The 22,861-nt window shown below is 68.5% G+C and carries 22 protein-coding genes; 11 read left to right on the forward strand and 11 right to left on the reverse strand.

The window, feature by feature from the left end:
• The first annotated feature begins 1 nt into the window (after position 1).
• Positions 2-1,210: an arginine deiminase gene (arcA, locus tag FHR72_RS12325; RefSeq protein ID WP_183468240.1), complete on the forward strand. Its 1,209-nt coding sequence runs from the start codon at positions 2-4 to the stop codon at positions 1,208-1,210.
• A 40-nt stretch (positions 1,211-1,250) separates the two neighbouring features.
• Here arcA and FHR72_RS12330 read toward each other — a convergent pair whose 3' ends face one another.
• A complete protein-coding gene (locus tag FHR72_RS12330) occupies positions 1,251-2,120 on the reverse strand; it encodes a putative endonuclease domain-containing protein (RefSeq protein WP_183468241.1) in 870 nt (289 codons plus the stop codon).
• Between the two features lie 125 nt (positions 2,121-2,245).
• Positions 2,246-3,796, reverse strand: coding sequence for a dolichyl-phosphate-mannose--protein mannosyltransferase (locus FHR72_RS12335; protein ID WP_183468242.1), 1,551 nt, complete (start codon positions 3,794-3,796; stop codon positions 2,246-2,248).
• A 24-nt stretch (positions 3,797-3,820) separates the two neighbouring features.
• Between FHR72_RS12335 and rsmI the strand changes: the two genes are divergently transcribed.
• On the forward strand, positions 3,821-4,657 hold the full coding sequence (gene rsmI / locus FHR72_RS12340) for a 16S rRNA (cytidine(1402)-2'-O)-methyltransferase (protein ID WP_183468243.1): 837 nt from the start codon (positions 3,821-3,823) through the stop codon (positions 4,655-4,657).
• Here the strand turns inward: rsmI and FHR72_RS12345 are convergent.
• The 5 genes from FHR72_RS12345 to metG all read right to left on the reverse strand — a co-directional run bounded on the left by FHR72_RS12345 (position 4,607) and on the right by metG (position 10,930).
• Complete coding sequence (locus FHR72_RS12345; protein WP_183468244.1) at positions 4,607-5,866, reverse strand: aminodeoxychorismate synthase component I; 1,260 nt, start codon at positions 5,864-5,866, stop codon at positions 4,607-4,609. The two genes, rsmI and FHR72_RS12345, sit on opposite strands and share 51 nt — an antisense overlap.
• Before the next feature lie 7 nt (positions 5,867-5,873).
• Positions 5,874-6,770, reverse strand: a complete 897-nt coding sequence (locus tag FHR72_RS12350; protein ID WP_183468245.1) for an RNA polymerase sigma-70 factor — start codon at positions 6,768-6,770, stop codon at positions 5,874-5,876.
• Complete coding sequence (locus FHR72_RS12355) at positions 6,767-7,939, reverse strand: NAD(P)/FAD-dependent oxidoreductase (protein ID WP_183468246.1); 1,173 nt, start codon at positions 7,937-7,939, stop codon at positions 6,767-6,769. The genes FHR72_RS12350 and FHR72_RS12355 overlap by 4 nt, the downstream gene beginning before the upstream one ends.
• 104 nt (positions 7,940-8,043) lie before the next feature.
• A complete protein-coding gene (gene gdhA / locus FHR72_RS12360; RefSeq protein WP_183468247.1) occupies positions 8,044-9,393 on the reverse strand; it encodes an NADP-specific glutamate dehydrogenase in 1,350 nt (449 codons plus the stop codon).
• A 1-nt stretch (position 9,394) separates the two neighbouring features.
• On the reverse strand, positions 9,395-10,930 hold the full coding sequence (metG, locus tag FHR72_RS12365) for a methionine--tRNA ligase (protein ID WP_183468248.1): 1,536 nt from the start codon (positions 10,928-10,930) through the stop codon (positions 9,395-9,397).
• A gap of 27 nt (positions 10,931-10,957) precedes the next feature.
• Here metG and FHR72_RS12370 point away from each other — a divergent pair, with 27 nt between their 5' ends.
• The 8 genes from FHR72_RS12370 (at position 10,958) to FHR72_RS12405 (ending at position 19,572) form a co-directional block, all read left to right on the forward strand.
• A complete protein-coding gene (locus FHR72_RS12370; RefSeq protein ID WP_183468249.1) occupies positions 10,958-11,809 on the forward strand; it encodes a TatD family hydrolase in 852 nt (283 codons plus the stop codon).
• A 93-nt stretch (positions 11,810-11,902) separates the two neighbouring features.
• A complete protein-coding gene (locus FHR72_RS12375; protein WP_311736133.1) occupies positions 11,903-13,030 on the forward strand; it encodes a resuscitation-promoting factor in 1,128 nt (375 codons plus the stop codon).
• Positions 13,027-13,983: a 16S rRNA (adenine(1518)-N(6)/adenine(1519)-N(6))-dimethyltransferase RsmA gene (gene rsmA, locus FHR72_RS12380; RefSeq protein ID WP_183468250.1), complete on the forward strand. Its 957-nt coding sequence runs from the start codon at positions 13,027-13,029 to the stop codon at positions 13,981-13,983. The genes FHR72_RS12375 and rsmA overlap by 4 nt, the downstream gene beginning before the upstream one ends.
• Before the next feature lie 244 nt (positions 13,984-14,227).
• Positions 14,228-15,196, forward strand: coding sequence for a 4-(cytidine 5'-diphospho)-2-C-methyl-D-erythritol kinase (locus tag FHR72_RS12385; RefSeq protein WP_183468251.1), 969 nt, complete (start codon positions 14,228-14,230; stop codon positions 15,194-15,196).
• Positions 15,197-15,516: 320 nt separating this feature from the next.
• Complete coding sequence (locus tag FHR72_RS12390) at positions 15,517-17,151, forward strand: fatty acyl-AMP ligase (RefSeq protein ID WP_183468252.1); 1,635 nt, start codon at positions 15,517-15,519, stop codon at positions 17,149-17,151.
• Between the two features lie 147 nt (positions 17,152-17,298).
• Positions 17,299-17,694, forward strand: coding sequence for a hypothetical protein (locus tag FHR72_RS12395; RefSeq protein ID WP_183468253.1), 396 nt, complete (start codon positions 17,299-17,301; stop codon positions 17,692-17,694).
• A 64-nt stretch (positions 17,695-17,758) separates the two neighbouring features.
• A complete protein-coding gene (locus tag FHR72_RS12400; protein ID WP_183468254.1) occupies positions 17,759-18,721 on the forward strand; it encodes an efflux ABC transporter ATPase subunit, DrrA-related in 963 nt (320 codons plus the stop codon).
• A complete protein-coding gene (locus FHR72_RS12405) occupies positions 18,718-19,572 on the forward strand; it encodes an ABC transporter permease (protein ID WP_183468255.1) in 855 nt (284 codons plus the stop codon). Before FHR72_RS12400 ends, FHR72_RS12405 begins: the two co-directional genes overlap by 4 nt.
• Before the next feature lie 4 nt (positions 19,573-19,576).
• Here the strand turns inward: FHR72_RS12405 and FHR72_RS12410 are convergent, their stop codons facing one another.
• A complete protein-coding gene (locus FHR72_RS12410) occupies positions 19,577-20,071 on the reverse strand; it encodes an SRPBCC family protein (RefSeq protein WP_183468256.1) in 495 nt (164 codons plus the stop codon).
• Complete coding sequence (locus tag FHR72_RS12415; RefSeq protein WP_183468257.1) at positions 20,068-20,412, reverse strand: ArsR/SmtB family transcription factor; 345 nt, start codon at positions 20,410-20,412, stop codon at positions 20,068-20,070. Before FHR72_RS12415 ends, FHR72_RS12410 begins: the two co-directional genes overlap by 4 nt.
• Positions 20,413-20,504: 92 nt before the next feature.
• Between FHR72_RS12415 and FHR72_RS12420 the strand changes: the two genes are divergently transcribed.
• Positions 20,505-21,533, forward strand: a complete 1,029-nt coding sequence (locus FHR72_RS12420) for a 4Fe-4S binding protein (protein WP_183468258.1) — start codon at positions 20,505-20,507, stop codon at positions 21,531-21,533.
• A 30-nt stretch (positions 21,534-21,563) separates the two neighbouring features.
• Here the strand turns inward: FHR72_RS12420 and pth are convergent, their stop codons facing one another.
• Both pth and FHR72_RS12430 read right to left on the reverse strand, forming a co-directional pair.
• Positions 21,564-22,142: an aminoacyl-tRNA hydrolase gene (gene pth, locus FHR72_RS12425; protein ID WP_183468259.1), complete on the reverse strand. Its 579-nt coding sequence runs from the start codon at positions 22,140-22,142 to the stop codon at positions 21,564-21,566.
• 12 nt (positions 22,143-22,154) lie between these two features.
• Positions 22,155-22,835 carry a 50S ribosomal protein L25/general stress protein Ctc gene (locus FHR72_RS12430; RefSeq protein WP_183468260.1) on the reverse strand — a complete coding sequence of 227 codons (681 nt, stop codon included), beginning with the start codon at positions 22,833-22,835 and terminating at the stop codon, positions 22,155-22,157.
• Positions 22,836-22,861 lie beyond the last annotated feature (26 nt).

Consider the following 22,861-nt stretch of genomic DNA (forward strand, 5'->3'; position numbering starts at 1 on the left):
CGTGATGGATGCGGCGCTGGGATGCAACTCAGAGGTGGGCCGGCTGCGGGTGGTCATCCTGCACCGGCCGGGGCCGGAGCTGCAGCGCCTCACACCGCGCAACAACGACACGCTGCTCTTCGACGGGCTGCCGTGGGTGGCCAGGGCGCAGCAGGAACACGACGCGTTCGCTGACCTTCTGCGCTCCCGCGGCGTCGAGGTGCTGCTGCTGGGCGATCTGCTGACCGAGGCGCTGGCCAAGAGCGGCGCGGCCCGTATGCACGGGATCTCGGCGGCCGTGGATTCGCGGCGACTGGGCGTGCCGCTGGCCCAGGAGCTCTCGGCCTATCTGCGTACCCTGGACGCCCCGTCGCTGGCCCGGATCCTGATGGCCGGCATGACGTTCGACGAGCTTCCGTTCGGCGAGAACGAGCTCTCCCTGGTCCGTCGCATGCACCACGGCGGCGACTTCGTCATCGACCCGCTGCCGAATCTGCTGTTCACCCGCGACTCGTCGTTCTGGATCGGGCCGCGGGTGGCGATCACGTCGCTGTCGATGCACGCCCGCGTGCGCGAGACCTCGTTGACGGACCTGATCTACGCCCACCATCCGCGCTTCCTGGGGGTGCGCCGGGCCTACGAATCGCGGTCGGCGCCGATCGAGGGTGGCGACGTCCTGCTCCTCGCCCCGGGTGTGGTGGCGGTGGGAGTGGGGGAGCGGACGACACCTGCAGGCGCGGAAGCGTTGGCGCGCAGCCTGTTCGACGACGATCTGGCCCACACGGTGCTGGCGGTGCCGATCGCGCAGGAGCGTGCGCAGATGCATCTGGACACCGTGTGCACGATGGTCGACACCGATGCCGTGGTGATGTACCCGAACATTCAGGATTCGTTGACCGCGTTCACGATCCGTCGCGAGTCCGGCGGTGTGTCGATCGGGCGGGCCGCACCCTTCGTCGACGCGGCCGCCGACGCGATGGGTATCGGCAAGCTGCGTGTCATCGACACCGGACTGGACCCCGTCACCGCCGAACGCGAGCAGTGGGACGACGGCAACAACACGCTCGCGCTCGCCCCCGGTGTGGTGGTGGCCTACGAGCGGAACACCGAAACCAATGCGCGCTTGGCGGATTCGGGCATCGAGGTGTTGCCGATCTCGGCCTCGGAGCTGGGCACTGGCCGCGGCGGGCCCCGCTGCATGTCCTGCCCCGCCGGCCGCGACCCCCTCTGACTTCCGCCGAACTGAGATTCCCGGTCGTGGTCGCGGCCCCTCACACGACCATGGCGCCCGGCTCGCGTGCGAGCCCGCGCTCAGTCCACGCCCGCCGGACGCGTTCGATCACGTCATGCGGCCTATCCTCGGCGATCACCTTGACGTGCAGGTAGCCGCAATCGCGCAGACGCCGGAGTCGCCGCTCGTCCCACACGTACTGGTCACGGTCGGTCCGGTGCTGATCGCCGTCGTATTCGACCGCGATGAGCGCGTCCTCCCAGCCCATGTCGAGGTAGGCGAACGGCTCGCGGCTGCCGTCGTACACCGGGATCTGCGTGGCGGGACGCGGGAATCCGGCATCGATCATCAGCAGTCGCAGCATCGTCTCCTTCGGCGACTGCGCGCCGCCGTCCATGAGGTCGATCGCCGTGCGCAGGCGTCGGATGTGGCGGGCGCCCTTGTATCTCGCGATCACCGGGGCGACGTGTTCGGCCCGGAGTCCGGTGGCGCGGGCGAGGGAGTCGAGGCAGATCACCGCCGCGTCGCGGCGCAGATGGCGGCCCAGGTCGTAGGCGCATCGCTGAATGGTCGCGACGGGCATGTCGTCTACTTCGACCACGTCGTCGTAGAGGAAGTGGTCGTCGCGGGCGATGATGCCGTCGGGGACGTCATAGCTCTTCCAGATCAGGTCGATGGGGACGTCGTCGGGAATCCACTTCGCACCGTGGATCGCCGCGGCGGCTCGACCGGTGATCACACCACGCTCCCGCGACCACAGCCACGCGCCGACGGTCCTGGCCCGCAGCGTCCGGGGCACGTCCCGGCGGATGTGGACGTCGGGAAACATCGGCTCGTAGCGCCACCGCAGTTGACCGCGGGTGAGCTCGCCGGTCTTGATCGCCTGGCTGCCGAGAATGACGGGTCGCACGCATCGATCGTCACCCACTTCAGCGGGCCTACGCCGAACCTGGCGCCAGGGCTGTGGATAACCGCGATTCAGCGACCGGGAATCTCAGTTCGGCGAAAAGCAGTTCGGCGAGAAGCAGGGCGGCTCTAGCGCCAGGACGGCAGCCAGATCTGCATGTTCCACGTCTGCTGTGAGATCGGCAGGCCGGTGAGGATCGGGTAGAGCCAGGCGAAGTTCGTGATCACCAGCGCCACATAGATGCACACGACCAGCAGGCCCAGCGTCCGGCGCTCGGCGTTCTGGCCGGGTTTGTGCAGGATGTCGCCCAGGATCATCGCGATGATCATCACCAGGAACGGCGCCATCGTCGAGGCGTAGAAGAAGTACATCTGCCGGTCGATGTCGGCGAACCACGGCAGGAAACCCGCGCAGTAGCCCACCAGCAGCACTGCATACCGCCAGTCCCGCTTCACGAACGCCCGCCACACCGCCCACGCCAGCACGGGCACCGCGAGGAACCACATCGTCGGGGTCCCGACCAGCATCACCGCCTTGACGCACGACTGCGCGCCGCAGCCCGACACGTTCTCGGTGTCGATGGCGTACAGCACCGGCCGCAGCGACATCGGCCACGTCCACGGCTTGGACTCCCACGGGTGGTGGTTGCCGTCGGCGTTGGTCAGACCGGAGTGGAAGCGGTAGGCCGCATAGGTGTAGTGCCACAGGGACCGCAACGCGTCGGGGATCGGCAGGACGCTGTCGGGCCCGATCGACCGCCCCACCTCGTGGCGGTTCACGCCCGTCTCGGAGGCGAACCACGGCGTGTAGGACGCCAGGTACACCCCGAACGGGATGATCACCAGCGCGTACAGCGACGGGCCGACGTCGCGGCGGAACGTCCCGAGCCACGGCCGCGGCACCCGGTACTGCTTGCGCGCGGCGACGTCGAAGGCGACCGTCATCACCCCGAAGAACAGCACGAAGTACAGACCCGACCATTTCGTCGCGCACGCCAGACCGAGCAGCACGCCGGCGCCGAACCGCCACCACCGCACGCCCAGACGTGGACCCCACGGCGTCTCGGCGATCCGGCCCTCCAGGAACGCGGCGTGCATGCGTTCCCTGATCTGGTCGCGGTCGACGATCAGGCAGCCGAATGCCGCGACGACGAACACCGTCAGGAAGCCGTCGAGCAGCGCCGTGCGCGCGGTGACGAAGCTGACGCCGTCGGCGATCAGCAGCAGCCCCGCGATGCCGCCGACGATCGTGGACCGGCTGACGCGGCGCGCGATGCGGGCGACGAGCAGGACGAGCACCACACCGCAGACCGCACCCGAGAACCGCCAGCCCAGCCCGGTGTAGCCGAAGAGCGCCTCGCCGATTGCGATCAGCTGTTTGCCGACCGGCGGGTGCACCACCAGCCCGTAGCCGGGGTTGTCCTCGACGCCGTTGTTGTGCACCATCTGCCAGGCCTGCGGTGCGTAGTGCTTCTCGTCGAAGATCGGGGTGCCCGCATCGGTCGGTGAGCCGAGGTTGAGGAACCGCGAGATCGCGGCGAGCGCGGTGATCACCGCGGTCATCGCCCAGCCCTGCAGCCTGTCGAGCGGACCGAAATCGGCCAGCGGCACCACCGGGGCCGGGCTGATGACAGGGACCGCGCGTCCGCTCCTGGTCAGCTCGTCTGGCGGGGCCGTCACGTCTGCGATCGTAGGCTGTCTGGCATGACGGCCGGTCGACTGCTCGTAGGTGCCACCCCGCTCGGCCAGCCGTCGGATGCGTCGGCGCGGCTGGTGCGTGCGCTGGGCAGCGCCGACGTCATCGCCGCCGAGGACACCCGCCGGGTGCGCACGCTGGCCACCGCCCTGGAGGTGAAGCCGGCGGGCCGCATCGTGAGCCTGTTCGACCAGAACGAGGCCTCGCGGGTGCCGTCGCTCCTCGACGACATCCGCAGCGGCGCGACGGTGCTGCTGGTCAGCGACGCCGGCATGCCCCTCATCAGCGACCCCGGGTACCGGCTCGTCACCGCGTGCGTGGAGAACGACCTTCCGGTGCACTGCCTGCCCGGACCGTCGGCGGTCACCACCGCGCTGGCCGTCGCGGGGCTGCCCTCAGAACGGTTCTGCTTCGAGGGGTTCGCCCCCCGCAAGCAGTCGGCACGCGCCTCGTGGCTGGGGTCGCTGGCGTCCGAAACGCGCACCTGTGTGTTCTTCGAGTCGCCCCGGCGGCTCGGCGACTGTCTGCGCGACGCCGTCGAGGTGCTGGGTCCCGCCCGGCGGGCCGTGGTGTGCCGGGAGCTCACCAAGACCCACGAGGAGATCGTCCGGGGAACCCTCGGCGAACTCGCGGAATGGGCGACCGACGGCGTGCTCGGGGAGATCACCGTGGTGCTTGCGGGCGCGACGCCGTCCGCGGATCCGGACGCGTTGGTCGCCGAGGTGAACCGTCTCGTCGAGGACGGGATGCGCGTCAAAGACGCCTGCGCACAAGTGATCTCGACGAATCCGGGGTCACCGTCGCGGCGTGAGCTCTACGACGCGGTCCTGCGCGCCCGCGAGTGAACCGACGATCGGGGCAGCCTTGTGCAGGCACTCGTCCCACTCTCGGTCCGGATCCGAATCGGCCGTGATGCCCCCGCCGACGCCCAGTACCGCGGCCCCGCCGGGGCCGAACTCCACCGTGCGAATCGCGACGTTCAACTCGCATCCGGCCACGGGCGATGCCAGACCCACTGTCCCGCAGTAGATTCCGCGGCGATGCGGCTCCCATCCGGTCAGCAGGTCGCGCGCCCGGCCCTTCGGCGTGCCGGTCACGGACGCGGGCGGGAACGTAGCGTCCAGCAGCGAGGCCGTGGGCAGAGTCGTCGGGACCCGCGCAGCCACGGTGGACACCAGGTGCCACACCCCGGGCGCGGGACGGATCGCCAGCAGTTGAGGCACGGTCACCGACCCGGTGCGGGCCACCCGCCCGAGATCGTTGCGCACCAGGTCGACGATCATGATGTTCTCCGCGACGTCCTTGACCGAGGCGCGCAATTCGGCCGGGTCGGCGGAGCGGGGGAGAGTGCCCTTGATGGGGCTGGAGGTGACGTCCTCGCCACACCGGCGCAGGAATAGTTCCGGGGACAGCGAGGCCACCGCGCCCCAGGGGCCGGCCATGAACGCCGCACGCGCCGGCTCCGTCCTCGCGGCCGCCTCGGCGAAGAAATCCACCGGCTCTCCGTCGAGCGCGCCCGTGAACTGCGTGCAGACGCAGGCCTGGTAGACCTCACCCGCAGCGATCGCGTCCAGGCAGTCCAGCACCCCCCGCCGGTGTGCGTCACGGTCGGCGCCGGCCCAGCCGACGACGGCCACAGACCGCGGTCGCGGCGCCCGCAGCGCATCCGTCACCCAGTCGGACAACGTTGCGCCGCTGAGGCTTTCGTGCCACCAGGTGCCGTCGTCAGCACACCGCAGCACGGTGTCGGACCAGCCCCCGGCGGCCTCCGGGACGCGGGGGCCCAGGCCGTCGGCGCCGGGGTCCGGATAGGACAGGTAGCCGAACCAGCCACCGCCCACCGGGCCGTCGCAGCGGTCGCCGGGAGGCACGTCGAACACGTCGGACGTTGCCACCGGATCCGCCACGAGCGACGGTGCGATCACAGCCCTGGACCCGAACCAGTCGCCGATCAGTGCGGCGGGCGGCGCGAGCTCCAGCCGGTGCGCCGCCGCGGCCAGCGCGCGCAGCACCGACGGGGCGTCGCCCAGGTCGCCGAGCCGCTCGATGCGCACCGCACCATTATCGGCCGATGCGGCGGGGCACCATCACGCCCGCCAGCTTCTCCGGATTGCGCATGGCATAGAAGTTGGTGATCCTGCCGTCGACCACCTCGAAGGTGACGACCCCTTCCAGATGGTCGCCGAGGTAGAGGACCATGGCCGGTGCGCTGTTGTAGATCGCCTGTTCGACCCGGCCCTGGTCTCCGGCGAGCCGGATGAACCCCAGGATCAGCCGCGCCACGCGGTCGGCGCCCTCGACGGGTCGGCGTGCCGCGCTGACCTTGCCGTCGCTGTCTGCGGTCCACACCACGTCGGGCGCCAGCATCGCCATCAACCCGTCGAGATCGCCGGTGGCCGCTGCGGTGAAGAACCGCAGGGTGATCTCCGACGAGAGTTTGGGGTCGACCGGCTCGAACCTCCTGCGGCGGGACTGCACGTGTTCGCGTGCGCGGTGGGCCATCTGGCGGACGGCCGCCGTGGACTTGCCGAGCGTAGCCGCGATCTCGTCATGACCGAACCCGAACACCTCGCGCAGCACGAACACGGCGCGTTCGTCGGGGCTCAGGGTCTCCAGCACGACGAGCATCGCCATCGACACCGATTCCGCGAGCACCACGTCGGCCGACGGATCCGCCTCCGTCAGAAGCGGTTCGGGCAGCCAGGGGCCGACGTAGTCCTCGCGGCGCCGCGACTGCGCCCGCAAGGTGTTGAGGGCCTGCCGGGTGACGAGCTGTGCCAGATACGCCTTGGTGTCCGCGACCGTGGACAGGTCGACATCGGCCCAACGCAGATAGCTCTCCTGCAGCACGTCGTCGGATTCCGTGGCACTGCCCAGGATTTCGTAGGCAATCGTGAACAGGAGTGGACGCAGCGCAGTGAACCGTTCGGCGTGTTCGTCACCCGGCGCGCGCGTCACCGGACCGGCACCGCCTTGGCGGCCGCGATCAGTTCCGAGCGGTCGGGACCCTTGAGGGACTTGTAGGAACCCGGCTTCCTGGCCTCGCCGGCCAGCCACTTCACCGTGTACCGGCACACCTGCTCCTTGACGAACGCGCCGGTCCGCCCGCCGAGGTAGAGGTTGAGCGGAGTGTCGTCCTTGCGCTGCAGCTGCACTGTGCCGGCGTCACGCCCCAGGCTGATGCACTGGCCCGACATCGGCACCGTCGCGACCGCTGCTTCGCCGCCGGCGATCCGCGCCAGCACCGTGTTGGCGGCCTGGGCGCCGAGCGGCAGCCCAGCTTGGCAGCTCATCCGGTACGGAAGTCCCGACGGCGCCGCCGCATCCCCGGCGGCGACGATGCGGTCGTCATCGACACTGGTCAGCGTCTCGTCGGTGACGACGCGTCCCATGGCGTCGGTGGTCAGCCCGCTCGCTGCGGCCAGGCCCGGCACGCCGAACCCGGCCGTCCACACCGTGACCGCGCTGGGCAGGGTGCGCCCATCGGTCAGGACCACCGCGTCGGCGGTGACCGACGCGACGGTCGCGGCCACGGTCGTGACCCCCAGCTTGCCGAGCCTCTTGGTGACCGAGCGCCGTCCGGGTGCGCTCAGCGACGGCCCGACGATGCTGCTGACCAGCGTCACGCGGCGCCCGGCCTCGGCGAACTCCGCCGCGGCCTCGATGCCGGTCAGGCCGCCGCCGACGACCACGATCGGGGCCTGTGTCGGCACGTCGGCCAGCCGGGCCCGCAGTCGCTTCGCCTGCTCCAATTCGCTGAGGGGATAGGCGAATTCGGCTGCACCCGGCACTGCGTCAGGGATCGCGCCGGTGCTGCCGACCGCATACACCAGATAGTCGTAGTCCAGGACGCCCCCGGAGCCCAGCGTGACCCGGCGGGCGGCGGGGTCGATCCGTTCGGCGCTGTCGACCACCAGGCGCACCCCGTCGTTGAGCACCGCGCCGAAGTCCGCGACGGCCATCGTGCTGTTCGGGTCGCTGTCGGCGGCCAGTTGGTGAAGACGGATCCGTTCGACGAACTGCGGCCGGGGGTTGATCAGCTGCACCGACAGATCGTCACGTGACTTCAGTCGGTTGGCTGCCATGACCCCGGCGTATCCGCCTCCGATCACCAGGACAGTGGTCATTCTTCACTCCTTCGTGAGGTCGACTCCGCTTCGAGTCGGGCTGTCCTCAAGACACCGGCCGCCGACCGGGTGTGACACCTCCGCCGAAGAAGTGACCTAGATCACTAGACCACGCCGAGTGCGAGCATCGCGTCGGCGACCCGTGTGAAGCCGGCGATGTTGGCGCCGACCACGTAGTTGCCGGGCCGGTCGTACTCGTCGGCGGTGGCGATGCAACGCTCGTGGATGCGCCGCATGATCGCGGCGAGACGCTGTTCGGTGTCGTCGAACGACCACGAGTCGCGGGAGGCGTTCTGCTGCATCTCCAGGGCGCTGGTGGCGACTCCGCCGGCGTTGGCGGCCTTGCCGGGGGCGAAGATGACGCCGGATTCGGCGAACAGTTTCACCGCCTGCGGTGTGCACGGCATGTTGGCGCCCTCGGCGACGACCCGGCAACCGGATTTCGTCAGCCTCAGCGCCGCGTCGTAGTCGAGCTCGTTCTGCGTCGCGCAGGGCAGGGCGACATCGCACTCGACATCCCACACGCTGCCGTCGCCGACGAATCGCGCCGTCTCCGGGCGGGCCTCGGCATATTCGGCGATCCGGCCGCGCCGGATCTCTTTGATCTCCTTGAGGAGGTCGAGGTCGATGCCGCGCTCGTCGACCACGTACCCACCGGAGTCCGAGCAGGCCAGCACCGTCCCGCCGAGCTGATGGATCTTGTCAATGGCATAGGTCGCGACGTTGCCGGATCCGGAGACCACGACACGCTTGCCGTCGAAGGACTGTCCGTTCGATCGCAGGATCTCGTCGACGAAGAACACCGTGCCGTATCCGGTGGCTTCGGTGCGGACCTGCGCCCCGCCCCACGTCAGCCCCTTACCGGTGAGCGCGCCGGATTCGTAGCGGTTGGTGATGCGCTTGTACTGGCCGAACAGGTACCCGATCTCGCGGGTGCCGACGCCGGTGTCGCCGGCGGGTACGTCCGTGTACTCGCCGATGTGGCGGTACAGCTCGGTCATGAACGACTGGCAGAACCGCATGACCTCGCCGTCGCTGCGGCCTTTGGGGTCGAAGTCCGAGCCCCCTTTGCCTCCGCCGATGGGCAGGCCGGTGAGGGCGTTCTTGAAGATCTGCTCGAATCCGAGGAACTTCACGATGCCGAGGTAGACGGACGGGTGAAACCGCAACCCGCCCTTGAACGGTCCGAGCGCCGAGTTGAACTCCACCCGGAAGCCCCGGTTGATCTGGACCGCTCCGGCGTCGTCGACCCACGGCACGCGGAAGATGATCTGCCGCTCGGGTTCGCACAACCGGCGGATCACCGCCGAATCGACGTAGTCGGGATGCTTGTCGACGACGGGGCCCAGGCTGTCCAGCACTTCGTACACCGCCTGGTGGAACTCGACTTCGCCTGGGTTGCGCCGGGAGACCTCGTCGTAGATCGCGTGCAACGAGTTGTGCAGATCGGTCACATCACTCCGTCTGATAGCGGGGGAAGACGCCCGAGGGCGCCGGCAGCGCGGTACCCGGGACGAGCCGGGTGCCGACGGCGGCGAACGTGCGGTCGTCCACCGGCTGGCCGAGCAGGTCGAGCAGTGTCGCGGTCGCGGTGGGCATGACCGGCTGGCTGAGCAGCGTGGTGATGCGCACGACCTCCAACGTCGTGTAGAGCACGGTCGCGAAACGGTCCGGATCGCTCTTACGCAGCACCCACGGCTCCTGCGCCGAGAAGTACCGGTTCGCCGCGCCGAGCACCGACCAGATCGCCTCGAGTGCGAGGTGCATCGCCGTGGCGTCGTAGTGACCTCGCACCCGGTCCAGCAGGGCGTCGGCCGCAGCGAGCATCTCGGAATCCTCGGCGGTGAACTCCCCGGGCTGCGGGACGACGCCGTCGAGGTTCTTCGCGACCATCGACAGCGACCGCTGGGCCAGGTTGCCGTACTCGTTGGCGAGGTCGGCGTTGATCCGGCCGATGATGCCGTCCTCGCTGTAGCTCCCGTCCTGGCCGAACGGCACCTCGCGCAGCAGGAAGTAGCGCAACTGGTCGACGCCGAACGTGTCGACGAGGTCGTTGGGGTCCACCACGTTGCCGACCGACTTGCTCATCTTCTCGCCGCGGTTGAACAGGAAACCGTGGGCGAACACCTTCTTCGGCAGTGCGATGCCCGCCGACATCAGGAACGCCGGCCAGTACACGGTGTGGAACCGGATGATGTCCTTGCCGATCATGTGCAGGTCCGCAGGCCAGTACCGCTGGAACGCCTCGGACTCGGTGTCGGGGAACCCGACGCCGGTCAGGTAGTTCGTCAGCGCGTCGACCCACACGTACATCACGTGATCGGGATGGCCGGGCACCGGGACGCCCCAGTCGAACGTCGTCCGTGAGATCGACAGGTCGCGCAGCCCGCCCGAGACGAAGCTGACGATCTCATTGCGGCGCACCTCGGGCTCGATGAACCCGGGCTGCTCGGCGTAGAGAGCCAGCAGCCGGTCCGTGTAGGCGGACAGCTTGAAGAAGTACGTCTCCTCCTCGGTCCACGTCACGGGCGTCCCCGTCTCGGTGGCCACGCGAACGCCGTCGTCGCCGACGCTGGTCTCGCCTTCGGTGAAGAACCGCTCGTCGCGCACCGAGTACCAGCCCGAGTACTTGTCGAGGTACACGTCCCCGGCGTCGACCATCCGGTTCCAGATCGCCTTGGACGCCTCGTAGTGGTCGGCATCGCTGGTCCGGATGAAGCGGTCGAAGGAGATGTTGAGCTTCTCCTGCAGGCGCTCGAACACATCCGAATTCGCCCGCGCCAGCTCGGCGGTGGGGATGCCGAGCTTGGCGGCCGTCTCGGCCATCTTGAGCCCGTGCACATCGGTTCCGGTCAGATACCGGACGTCGAAGCCGTCCAACCTCTTGAACCGAGCGATCGCGTCGGTGGCGATGTATTCGTATGCGTGTCCGACGTGGGGATCGCCGTTGGGGTAGGCGATCGCTGTCGTGATGTAGTAGGGCTGGCTCATTTCAGCGTCAACCCTAGAGTGTGTCGGGTGAGCGCCACCAAGCAGCGACGCGAGCCGCCGCCGATCCCGGAGCCCCTCGGCCGGTTGGTCGACGCCCACACCCACCTCGACGCATGCGGCGCCCGCGACGCCGACGACGTGCGCGCCATCCTCGACCGGGCCGGCGAGGCCGGTGTGCAGGCCGTGGTCACGATCGCCGACGATCTGGAGGCGGCGCGGTGGGCGGCCGAGGCCGCCGACTGGGATTCCCGGGTCTACGCCGCGGTCGCGTTGCACCCGACCCGGGCGAACGCGTTGACGGCCGAGGCCCGGACGGTGGTCGAGCGACTGGCCCGGCATCCGAGGGTGGTCGCCATCGGAGAGACCGGGATGGACATGTACTGGCCCGGACGCCTGGAGGGGTGCGCCGAGCCCGCCGAGCAGCGGGAGGCCTTCGCGTGGCACATCGACCTGGCCAAACGGACGGGTAAGCCGCTGATGATCCACAACCGCGACGCCGACGCCGAGGTCCTCGACGTGTTGCGGGCCGAGGGGGCTCCCGAGACTGTGATCTTCCACTGTTTCTCATCGGGCGCCGCCATGGCGCGCACCTGCCTGGACGAGGGGTGGCTGCTCAGCCTGTCCGGGACGGTCAGCTTCAAGAACGCCCACGACCTGCAGGAAGCTGCGCGGTTGATTCCGCCGGGACAGCTTCTGGTCGAGACGGACGCGCCGTTCTTGACCCCGCACCCGTTCCGCGGCGCGCCGAATGAGCCCTATTGCCTGCCATACACTGTCCGAGCGCTGGCCGACCTGCTCGGCCGGCCCGCGGAAGAGCTCGCCGAGGAGAGTTCCGCGACGGCGGCGAAGGTCTACGGTCTGGCGGGTTGCTGGAGCTAGACCGATTCGTTACCGTCTCGTGATAAATCGCGCGGTGGCCACCCCCCACCCTTGCTGCTGCCCGCGCCAGGCAAAGTCGGGATAGACGACATTGTGAATGCTTTGACAAAACTTCATCAGACCCGTTCGCCCCTGCTGCGGCTTGTCGTCGCGTTGACTTTGCTGGCGTTGACGTTCGCCGGTGCGACCGCGGTCGCGGCGCACAAGACCGTCACCCTCACGGTCGACGGCGCGTCGGTCACGGTGCCCACGATGCAGTCGCGGGTGATCGACGTCGTCACCGAGAACGGCTTCGAGGTCGGGGAACGCGACGACCTCTTCCCGGCCGCGGACTCCCCGGTGCACCAGGCCGACACGATCGTGTTGCGCCGGAGCCGGCCGCTGGAGATCTCCACCGACGGAGGAGGCGCCGAGCAGGTCTGGACGACGGCATCGACCGTCGACGAGGCCCTCGCCCAGCTGCAGATGACCGACCGCGCGCCCGTTGCGGCGTCGCGCGGCAGTCGACTTCCGCTCGACGGTATGGAACTTCCGGTGGTCAGCCCCAAAAACGTGCAAATAGACGACGGCGGCGTGCTGCGCTCGGTGCGGCTGGCGGCGCCGAATGTCGCCGGTCTCCTGCAGGCCGCGGGTGCGCCACTTCAGCAAAGCGACTCGGTGTTTCCAGCACCTTCGACACCCCTTGCAGAGGGAATGACCGTCAAAGTCACGCGGATCCGGATCGAGAAGGTGACCGAGCGTCTGCCGCTCGCGCCGCACAACCAGCGCATCGACGATGTGACCCTGAACATGAGTCGCCAGATCGTGGAGAATCCGGGAAATCCCGGTGTTCAGGACGTCACTTTCGCTGTAGCGAAAATTAACGGAGTGGAAACGGGAAGGTTGCCAGTAGCCAATGTCGTGGTCACTCCTGCGCGCGACGGTGTGCTGAGAGTGGGCGCAAAACCGGGCACCGAGGTGCCTCCGGTGACCAACGCGGGCGCTTGGGATGCCCTGGCTCGCTGCGAAGCCGGAGGTAATTGGGCCATCAATACGGGCAATGGCTATTTTGGTGGCGTCCAATTTGATCAAAACACCTGGGAGCGCAACGGGGGTCTGAGGTATGCTCAGCGAGCGGATCTGGCAACAAAGGAAGAGCAGATCGCGATTGCTGAGGTAACTCGGGCGCGCCAAGGTTGGGGGGCGTGGCCGACCTGTAGTGGGAGGATCGGTGCGTCGTGACAATACGACTGCTCGGGCGAACTGAAATTCGGCACCTGGCTAAGTCAATTGACTTCAGGCCCAGGAAGTCGTTCGGTCAGAATTTCGTGCACGACGCCAACACGGTGCGCCGCATCGTGTCCGCGTCCGGCGTGAACCGAAACGACCACGTCCTCGAGGTCGGCCCCGGGCTGGGCTCGCTGACCCTGGCCCTGCTGGACAAGGGCGCGCGCGTGACCGCGGTGGAGATCGATCCGGTGCTGGCCGGCCAGCTGCACACCACGGTCGCCGCACATTCGCACAGCGAGGTCAACCGCCTCACGGTGCTCAACCGCGACATCCTGACGTTCAAGCCGTCGGACATGGAGGACATGCCGACCGCGCTGGTGGCGAACCTGCCCTACAACGTGGCCGTACCCGCGCTGCTCCATCTGCTGGCCGAGTTCCCGTCGATCCGCACCGTGATGGTGATGGTCCAGGCCGAGGTCGCCGAGCGTCTCGCCGCCGAGCCCGGCGGCAAGGACTACGGCGTGCCCAGCGTGAAGGTCCGCTTCTTCGGCAACGTCCGCCGCTACGGCATGGTGTCGCCGACGGTGTTCTGGCCCATCCCGCGGGTCTACTCCGGGCTGGTGCGCATCGACCGGTACGAGACCCCGCAGTGGCCCACCGATCCCGAGTTCCGCGAGCAGGTCTTCCACCTCATCGACACGGCCTTCGCGCAGCGCCGCAAGACCGTCCGCAATGCCTTCGCCGAGTGGGCTGGTTCCGGGAACGAGGCGGCGAGCCGTCTGCTGGCCGCGAGCATCACCCCCTCCCTGCGTGGGGAGACCCTGACGATCAAACAGTTCGTCACCCTGCTGCAGCGCAACGCCGACTGGCACGTGGTGCCGAAGCAGGAAGCCGAGGCCGCCGACGAATCCGCGGTGTCCGACGAGTCTGCGGTGTCCGACGACTCGCAGGTGCCGGCTCCGTAGCCACCGCACCCACAGCGTCACGAGAACGGCTCCGGCGACCGCGCCGGGGCCGTTCGTCGTCTGTGTGGAGTTGTCGTGCTGTGCGCCGCGATCGGCCGGTGCCGATACCGCCGATGATGTTGTCCTGAGGCGACATTCGATCGACCGCGTCTCAACGTCGGTGTCAGGCGCCCGATAGGCGGGGGACGGTGCGCGGCACGTCTGCGGTTCGCCGGGCGGCGCTGCGGAAGTTAATGTCGGTCGGGTGTCCGCGCGCGACGGTAATACGGCTTCCGAATGGGTGGCGACTGGCTCGGTCACGGTTCGGGTGCCCGGGAAGGTCAACTTGTACCTCGACGTCGGGGACCGTCGTGACGACGGCTACCACGAGTTGACCACCGTCTTCCACGCCGTCTCCCTGCTCGACGAGGTCACGGTGCGCACGGCGGACACTCTGTCGCTGGAGATGTCGGGCGAAGGCGCCGAGTCGCTTCCCGTGGACCAGCGCAATCTGGCGTGGCGCGCCGCCGAACTGCTGGGGGAGCACGTCGGTCGCGCCGCCGATGTCGCGATATCGATCGAGAAGACCATCCCGGTCGCCGGCGGCATGGCCGGCGGCAGCGCGGACGCCGCCGGGGTCCTGGTGGCCATGAACTCCCTCTGGGAGCTCGGTCTGCCCCGCCGCGATCTGCACGCCATGGCGGCCCAGCTGGGCAGCGACGTCCCGTTCGCGCTCCACGGCGGAACCGCCCTCGGCACCGGCCGCGGCGAGGAACTGGCGACCGTGCTGACCCGCAACACGTTCCACTGGGTCCTCGCGTTCGCGACGGGCGGGCTCTCCACCGCGACGGTGTTCGGGGAGATCGACCGCCTGCGTGCCGAAGAGGACCGCGCGCTGCCGCCGCGGCTCGAATCGCCGGAACCGCTGCTGACTGCGCTGGCTTCGGGCGATCCCGCGCAGCTGGCGCCCCTGCTGGGCAACGACCTGCAGCCCGCCGCGCTGAGCCTGGACCCGGCGTTGCGCCGCACGCTGCGCGCCGGCGTCGAGGCGGGCGCGTTGGCGGGGGTGGTGTCGGGATCGGGTCCGACCTGCGCTTTCCTGTGCACCTCTGCCGGCGCCGCAGTCGACATCGGCACCGAGCTGGCCGGTGCGGGGGTGTGCCGGACGGTGCGCGTGGCGAGCGGCCCGGTTCAGGGCGCGCGGGTCGTGCCGGCGCCCTCGACCGCCCGCTGACCGATAAAGTCCCGATCACAAACAGGTGTGACGCACGCCTCAATCGGCGCGCGCGTTTGGCAGTTACTTAAGAGTTGCTTAAGATGAGCGACGGTGAGAGCTAGCGGTCGAGTAGTGAACGCATCGAGTTCCCCCACCGGCGTCGCCGGCGGGCCGCGAACTCGTATGGGTGTCGCCTTCACCCCCGCTCGTGGGTCATCACCGATTCGAGACACAACCGCTCCCCAACTGTGTGCGCGCCTCCACGACAAGGCCTCTCAACAGGCGGAGCATGGCAAACGGGCATGTGTACCGGGGCAAATGTCGGCGAGGAGGTCGTGGTGAGCAGATTCACCGAGAAGATGTACCTGAATGCCCGGACGAGCAGTCGCGGGATGGTGACCGGCGAGCCTTACGAGCCGGTCCGCCACACCTGGGGCGAAGTCCACGAGCGCGCCCGGCGCATCGCCGGTGGCCTGGCGGCCGCCGGGGTCGGCCACGGTGACGCCGTCGGCGTGCTGGCCGGTTTCCCGGTCGAGATCGCGCCGACGGCCCAGGGTCTGTGGATGCGCGGTGCCAGCCTGACGATGCTGCACCAGCCGACGCCCCGGACCGACCTGGTGGTGTGGGCCGAGGACACCATGAACGTCATCGGGATGATCGAGGCCAAGGCCGTCATCGTCTCCGAGCCCTTCCTGGTCGCCGTTCCGGTGCTGGAGGAGAAGGGCATCAAGGTCCTGACGGTGACCGGACTGCTGGAGTCCGACCCCATCGACCCGATCGAGGTCGACGAGGACGATCTGGCGCTGATGCAGCTGACGAGCGGGTCCACCGGATCGCCGAAGGCCGTGCAGATCACCCACCGCAACATCTATTCCAACGCCGAGGCGATGTTCATCGGCGCGCAGTACGACGTCGACAAGGACGTCATGGTCAGCTGGCTGCCCTGCTTCCACGACATGGGAATGGTCGGCTTCCTGACCATCCCGATGTACTTCGGCGCCGAGCTGGTCAAGGTCACGCCGATGGACTTCCTGCGGGACACCCTGCTGTGGGCGAAGCTCATCGACAAGTACAAGGGCACCATGACCGCGGCGCCGAACTTCGCCTACGCGTTGTTCGCCAAGCGCCTGCGCCGTCAGGCCAAGCCCGGCGAGTTCGACCTGTCCACGCTGCGCTTCGCCCTGTCGGGCGCCGAGCCCGTGGAACCGGCCGACGTCGAGGACCTGCTGGACGCCGGAAAGCCGTTCGGTCTCGATCCGGGCGCGATCCTGCCGGCCTACGGCATGGCCGAGACCACGCTGGCGGTGTCCTTCTCGCCGTGCGGCGCGGGCCTGACCGTCGACGAGGTCGACGCGGACCTGCTGGCCGCGTTGCGCCGGGCGGTCCCCGCGACGAAGGGGCACACCAAGCGCCTCGCCGAGCTCGGTCCGCTGCTCACCGACCTCGAGGCCCGCGTCATCGACGACCACGGCAACGTGATGCCGCCGCGCGGCGTCGGCGTCATCGAGCTGCGTGGCGAATGCGTGACGCCGGGCTACATGACCATGGGCGGGTTCATCCCGGCCCAGGACGAGCACGGCTGGTACGACACCGGCGACCTCGGCTACATCACCGAGGAGGGCAACGTCGTCGTCTGCGGCCGCGTCAAGGACGTCATCATCATGGCGGGCCGCAACATCTACCCGACCGACATCGAACGGGCCGCCGGCCGCGTCGAAGGCGTGCGACCCGGATGCGCCGTCGCGGTCCGCCTGGACGCCGGGCACTCCCGCGAGACGTTCGCGGTGGCCGTCGAGTCCAACGCCTGGCAGGACCCGGTCGAGGTACGCCGCATCGAGCACCAGGTGGCCCACGAGGTGGTCGCCGAAGTCGACGTGCGCCCCCGCAACGTCGTCGTCCTCGGCCCCGGCAGCATCCCGAAGACCTCGTCGGGCAAGCTGCGCCGGTCGACCTCGGTCTCTCTGGTCACCTAAAACCCGCCGGCACCATGCACCTGCCGGCACCGTGCACCTGCCGGCACCGCACACCTGCCGGCACCATGCACCGCGAGCGCGCGTGTCTGCACGCCGACGCGCGGCAGACAGCGGTATTTCTCGCTCGCGGCGCGCGAAAGGGGGGACATGAACGGCAGCCCTGCCCGCGACATCGGGGAGGTCATCGGCCAGCTCATCGGTGGCGCGCTCGTCATCGGGCTCGTCGTCTGGTTCATCCTCGCGCTGGCGCGGCGCCCGTCCAAGGGCAGCGCGCAGGGCCGCTGGGCGCAGGCCGTGCAGATCTGCAGCGCCGACCCCCGGTTCCGGCTCGGCCAGGTGACGTCGGCGCAGGAGTATCCGCAGCGCGGCACCGCAGGCTGGGTCACCTGGTACGGCACCGGTCAGCAGCAGAGTGTGTGGTTCGAGCAGGTGTACCCCCGCCCGGGCGGCTGGGTGGTCGTGACGGGCGGACCGCGCCCCGCGGCGCCGGGCACCGACCCGAACACCTTCTATGTCGACCGCGTCCACGACGTCATCTACTGAGTCCCGCACGCAGCCCGGCGGTAAATGACTGGCTGATGTCGGGGGTCGCCCGTAGCGTCGAACCATGCCCTCCCCTCCTGCGATCGAAGCGGTCGACCTGGTGAAGAGGTTCGGCGACGAGACCGCGGTCGCCGGTGTCAGCTTCTCCGTGCCGCCCGGAACCGTGCTGGGACTGCTCGGCCCCAACGGAGCCGGCAAGACGACCACGGTCCGCATGATGACCACGCTGACCGAACCCACCAGCGGAACCGCCCGGGTGGCCGGTTTCGACGTGCGGACCCAGCCCGACGACGTCCGCCGTCACATGGGGCTCACCGGTCAGGTCGCGACGGTCGACGAACTGCTGACCGGGCGCGAGAACATCCGGATGATCGGGAGCCTCTACGGCATCCGCCGGAAGGACCTCGCCACGCTCGGGGACCAACTGCTGCACCAGTTCTCACTCGCCGATGCCGCCGACCGGGTCGTCAAGTCCTACTCGGGCGGCATGCGCCGGCGGCTCGACCTCGCGGTGAGCCTGCTCGCCTCCCCGCCGGTGCTGTTCCTCGACGAGCCGACGACGGGCCTGGATCCGCGCAGCCGCAGCGAGCTGTGGGAGGTGTTGCGCGGGCTGGTCGCCCAGGGCACCACGTTGCTGCTCACCACCCAGTACCTGGAGGAGGCCGATCAACTGGCCGACAACATCGTGGTGATCGATCGCGGGCGGATCATCGCCGAGGGATCACCGCTGGAACTCAAACAGCAGGCCGGCCGGGCCAGCCTGGTGGTCACCGTCGCCGAGGCCGCCGACCTCGACCCTGCCCGGGAATTGCTGTCCCGGACCGGCACCGAGGTGTTCGTCGACTCCGGCGCCCGCAGACTCACCGCCTCGGCCGACGGGCTCGACGACATGATCACGGTGGCCGGGTGGCTGCGCGACAGCGGAATCACCGTCGAGGACATCGGACTGTCCCGGCCCAGCCTCGACGACGTGTTCCTGTCGTTGACCGGACATCGTACCGACGACAGTGAGGAGGTCAGCGCATGACCGCGCTGGACACCCAGGCGCACGCCGCGGTCCGGCCCCGGCCGGTGCCCACGCGTCCCACCAATCTCGCGCAGCAGTCCTGGATCATGGTCAAACGCAACATGATCCACACCAAGCGCATGCCCGAGATGCTCAGCGACGTGACCGCCCAGCCGATCATGTTCGTGCTGCTGTTCGCCTTCGTCTTCGGTGCGTCGATCACCAACACCGGCGGTGCCTCCTACCGGGAGTTCCTGCTGCCCGGCATCCAGGCGCAGACCATCGTGTTCTCGGCGTTCGTGGTGGCATCGGGAATCACCGCCGACGTCGAGAAGGGCATCATCGACCGGTTCCGGTCGCTGCCGATCTCCCGTTCCTCGGTGCTGATCGGCCGCAGCATCGCCAGCGTCATCCACTCGTCGCTGGGCGTCCTCGTGATGGCCTTGACGGGGCTGGCCATCGGCTGGCGAATCCGCAACGGCGTCGGCGAGGCCATCCTGGCCTTTGCCCTGCTGTTGCTGTTCGGCTTCGGCATGATCTGGTTCGGCATCCTGATCGGGTCACTGATGCGCACGGTGGAAGCCGTCAACGGCGTGATGTTCACGGCACTGTTCCCGGTGACATTCCTGGCCAACACCTTCGTGCCCACCGAGCCGATGCCGCACTGGCTCAGGGTGATCGCCGAATGGAACCCGGTGTCCTCGCTGGCCCAGGCCATGCGTGAACTGTGGGGCAACGGCGGGCCCGCACCCGCGAGTGCCCAACTGCCGCTGCACCATCCGGTGTTGTCCACCGTCCTGTGGTCGCTGGCGCTCACGGCGGTGTTCGCGCCGTTCGCGCTCTACGCCTACAAGCGCAGGACGGGCGGTTAGCGGGTCAGACCGACGACAGCAGTTGTTCGAGCTTTTCCAGCTGGGCCTTGTAACCCCACTTCATCCCGAAGGCCGCCATCTTGGCCTTGGGGCCGATGCTGGTGATCGCCACGTGGAGGGCGACGGTCGTCGTGCCGTCGTGTTCGGTGAGCTGGACGTCGTTGGTGTGCTGGATCGTGGACCCTTCCTCTTCGCCTTCGGTCCATGAACGGGCGTCGTAGGTGAGTCGCGACGGGCCTTCGATCCGAGTGAAGGTGCCTGCCATCGGCCAGCGCGTCCCCTGGTACTTGCCCATGGCCTCACCGGCTTCCATCACGATGTATACCTCGCCGCCGACTCGAAGGTCGATCCTGCATTCGGGCACCAGGGTCTTCTCCGGCCCCCACCACTGCCGGAGCATTTCCGGATCGGTCCACGCCCGCCACACCGTCTCGATCGGCGCCGAGTAGGTCCGTTCGAAGTCGAGGTTCTTGGTCTTCTTGAAGATTTGCAGAATCATGGCTTCCCATCCGTTGTGGTCGTCGGCGTACTTTCGGCGATGGATTCGAGATATCCGCCCAGCGAATCCAGTCGGGTCTCCCACAGCTGAGCAAACGAACCGAGCCATTCGTCGATCTCCTCGAACGGCGCGGCCTCAAGGTGATAGATCCGGTGTCGGGCGAGGGCCTCGCCCACGACGATGCCCGAATCGCCAAGCACCCGAAGGTGTTTGCTCACCTGCGGTTGGCGAATATCGAGGGTTTCGGCGATCTCCCCGACCGAACGCGGCCCCGTGCGGAGCAGTTCGACGATCCTCAGTCTGCTGGGTTCAGCAAGTGCCCCGAATACCGCCGCCTGCATGTCCGTACGTTAAACCAGGGGAGATATTCCCGTCAAGGAATACGTCAAGTCGTAGGACCCTCCCCTGAGTATGTGTGGCTATACTCAGCTACGTGGAGAAGATTCCTGCCCGTCTGGCCGACCATCCGACCGTGCGTGCGGTGCGGTCCCGTCCGGCGCCGAAGCCGGGCGTGCTTGACGCCGCGTGGCTCCGGCAGGTGTGCCTCGACGCCGGTGTCGACGACGTCGGTTTCGCCAGTGTCACCGACCCCGCCCTGGAGTCCGAACGCTCCCATGTGGAGGCGGCGCTGCCGGGAGCGGCGAGCTACCTCTCGCTGGTGGTCAAGATGAACCGCGACAACGTGCGTTCGACCGCCCGCAGCGTCGCCAACCAGGAGTTCCATCGCAGCGGCGAGATCATGAACGAGGCCGCACACCGCATCACGCGGGTGCTGCAGGACGCCGGTCACCGGGTGGTCAACCCGTCGGCGACCTTCCCCATGGAGATGGACCGCTTTCCCGGCCGGATCTGGGTCGTCGCGCACAAACCGGTGGCGGTGGCGGCGGGCATGGGCGCGATGGGCATCCACCGCAACGTCATCCACCCGAAGTTCGGCAACTTCATCCTGCTGGGAACCATCCTGGTGGCCTCCGAGATCAGCAGTTACGCAGAGCCGCTGGACTATTCGCCCTGCCTCGAGTGCAAGCTGTGCGTGGCGGCGTGTCCGGTGGGCGCCATCAAGAAGAACGGTGACTTCGACTTCGTGGCGTGCTCGGTGCACAACTACCGGGAGTTCATGGGTGGCTTCACCGACTGGGCGCAGACGATCGCCGACAGTACCGACGCCGCCGACTTCCGTTCGCGGGTCAGCGATTCGGAGAACGCATCGATGTGGCAGAGCCTGTCGTTCAAGGCCAACTACAAGGCGGCCTACTGCCTGGCGGTGTGCCCGGCGGGGGAGGAGGTGATCGAGCCCTACCTCGACGACCGCAAGGGTTTCATGGAGCTCGTCCTCAAACCCCTGCAGGACAAACGCGAAACGCTCTACGTGCTCCCCGGTTCGGAGGCCGAGGCGCACGCGGTGAAGCGCTTCCCGCACAAGCCGGTCAAGACCGTGGACAGCGGGATCCGCGGACGCTGAGGCCGGCGAGGGCTGTCAGGGGGCGGCATGTCAGGCCCAGGCGTGCACCGTGTTCTGAGCCGGCTCGACCCCGAGCTCGATCAACAGCTCGGTCGCGTCGGCGGCCAGCTCGACGATGGTGCCCAGTTCCGGACGTTCGCGGGAATTGAAGTTCTCCAGCACGAAACTGGCGCCGGACTTCTGGCCCGGTGGGCGGCCGATGCCGACCCGCACTCGCTGAAAATCGTTGCTGCTCAACGCTGATCCCACCGACCGCAGACCGTTGTGTCCGGCCACCCCGCCACCGGCCTTGAGCCGGATGCGACCGAAGTCGATGTCCAGCTCGTCGTGGATGATGACGACGTCGGTGGGTGCGACCGAATAGAACTTCGCCAGCGGACCGACCTGACGCCCCGATTCGTTCATGTACACCCTTGGCTTGGCCAGTACCACCGGGCGGCCCGCGAGCCGCCCGGTGGCCACTTCCGCACCGGACTTCTTGTGCACCTTGAACGTCTCGCCCATGCGGTCGGCGAGGACGTCGGCCACCATGAACCCGAGATTGTGCCGGGTCGTGGCGTACTGCGGTCCGGGGTTGCCCAGGCCGACCACCAGGACGGTTTCGGCCATGATGCTGTCCGTCTACTCGGAGGCGGACTCGGCCGAGTCGTCGCCCTCGGCGGCGTCGGAGCCCTCGGCGTCCGCCTCGGCAGCCTCGGCGGCCTGCTCGTCGACCGACGCGCCACCGCCCTCGGCCTCCAGCTCCTCCTCGGTCGGCGCCGCGACGACGTTGACGACCAGGGTTTCAGGGTCGGAGATCAGCGTCACGTCGCCGGGCAGTTCGATCTGGCCCGCGGTGATCTGGGTGCCCTCTTGTGCGCCTTCGACCGACACCGAGAACTGCTCGGGGATCGACTGCACATCGGCCTCGATCTCGACGGTGTTGGCATCCTGGGTGACCAGCGTGCCGGGGGCGGCCTCGCCCTCGACGACGACGGTGACCTCGACGGTCACCTTCTCGCCGCGGCGGACCACGAGCAGGTCGGCGTGCTGGATGTTGCGGCGGATCGGGTGGATCTCGATCGACTTGGTCAGCGCGAGCTGCTCGCTGCCGTCGATGTCGAGGGTGAGCACGGCGTTGGTGCCGGAGTTGCGCAGCACGGCGGCGAAGTCGTGGCCGTTGAGCTCGAGATGCTGAGGGTCGGTGCCGTGACCGTAGAGAACCACGGGAACGCGGCCCTCGCGGCGGGCGCGACGCGAGGCGCCCTTGCCGGTGGTGCCGCGGACCTGTGCGGTCAGATTGTTGGGGGCGTTCTTCGCCATGGTGTGCTCCTGTGCCGGTGATGGGT

The sequence above is a fragment of the Mycolicibacterium iranicum genome, from assembly GCF_014190915.1.
GTDB lineage: Bacteria > Actinomycetota > Actinomycetes > Mycobacteriales > Mycobacteriaceae > Mycobacterium > Mycobacterium iranicum_B.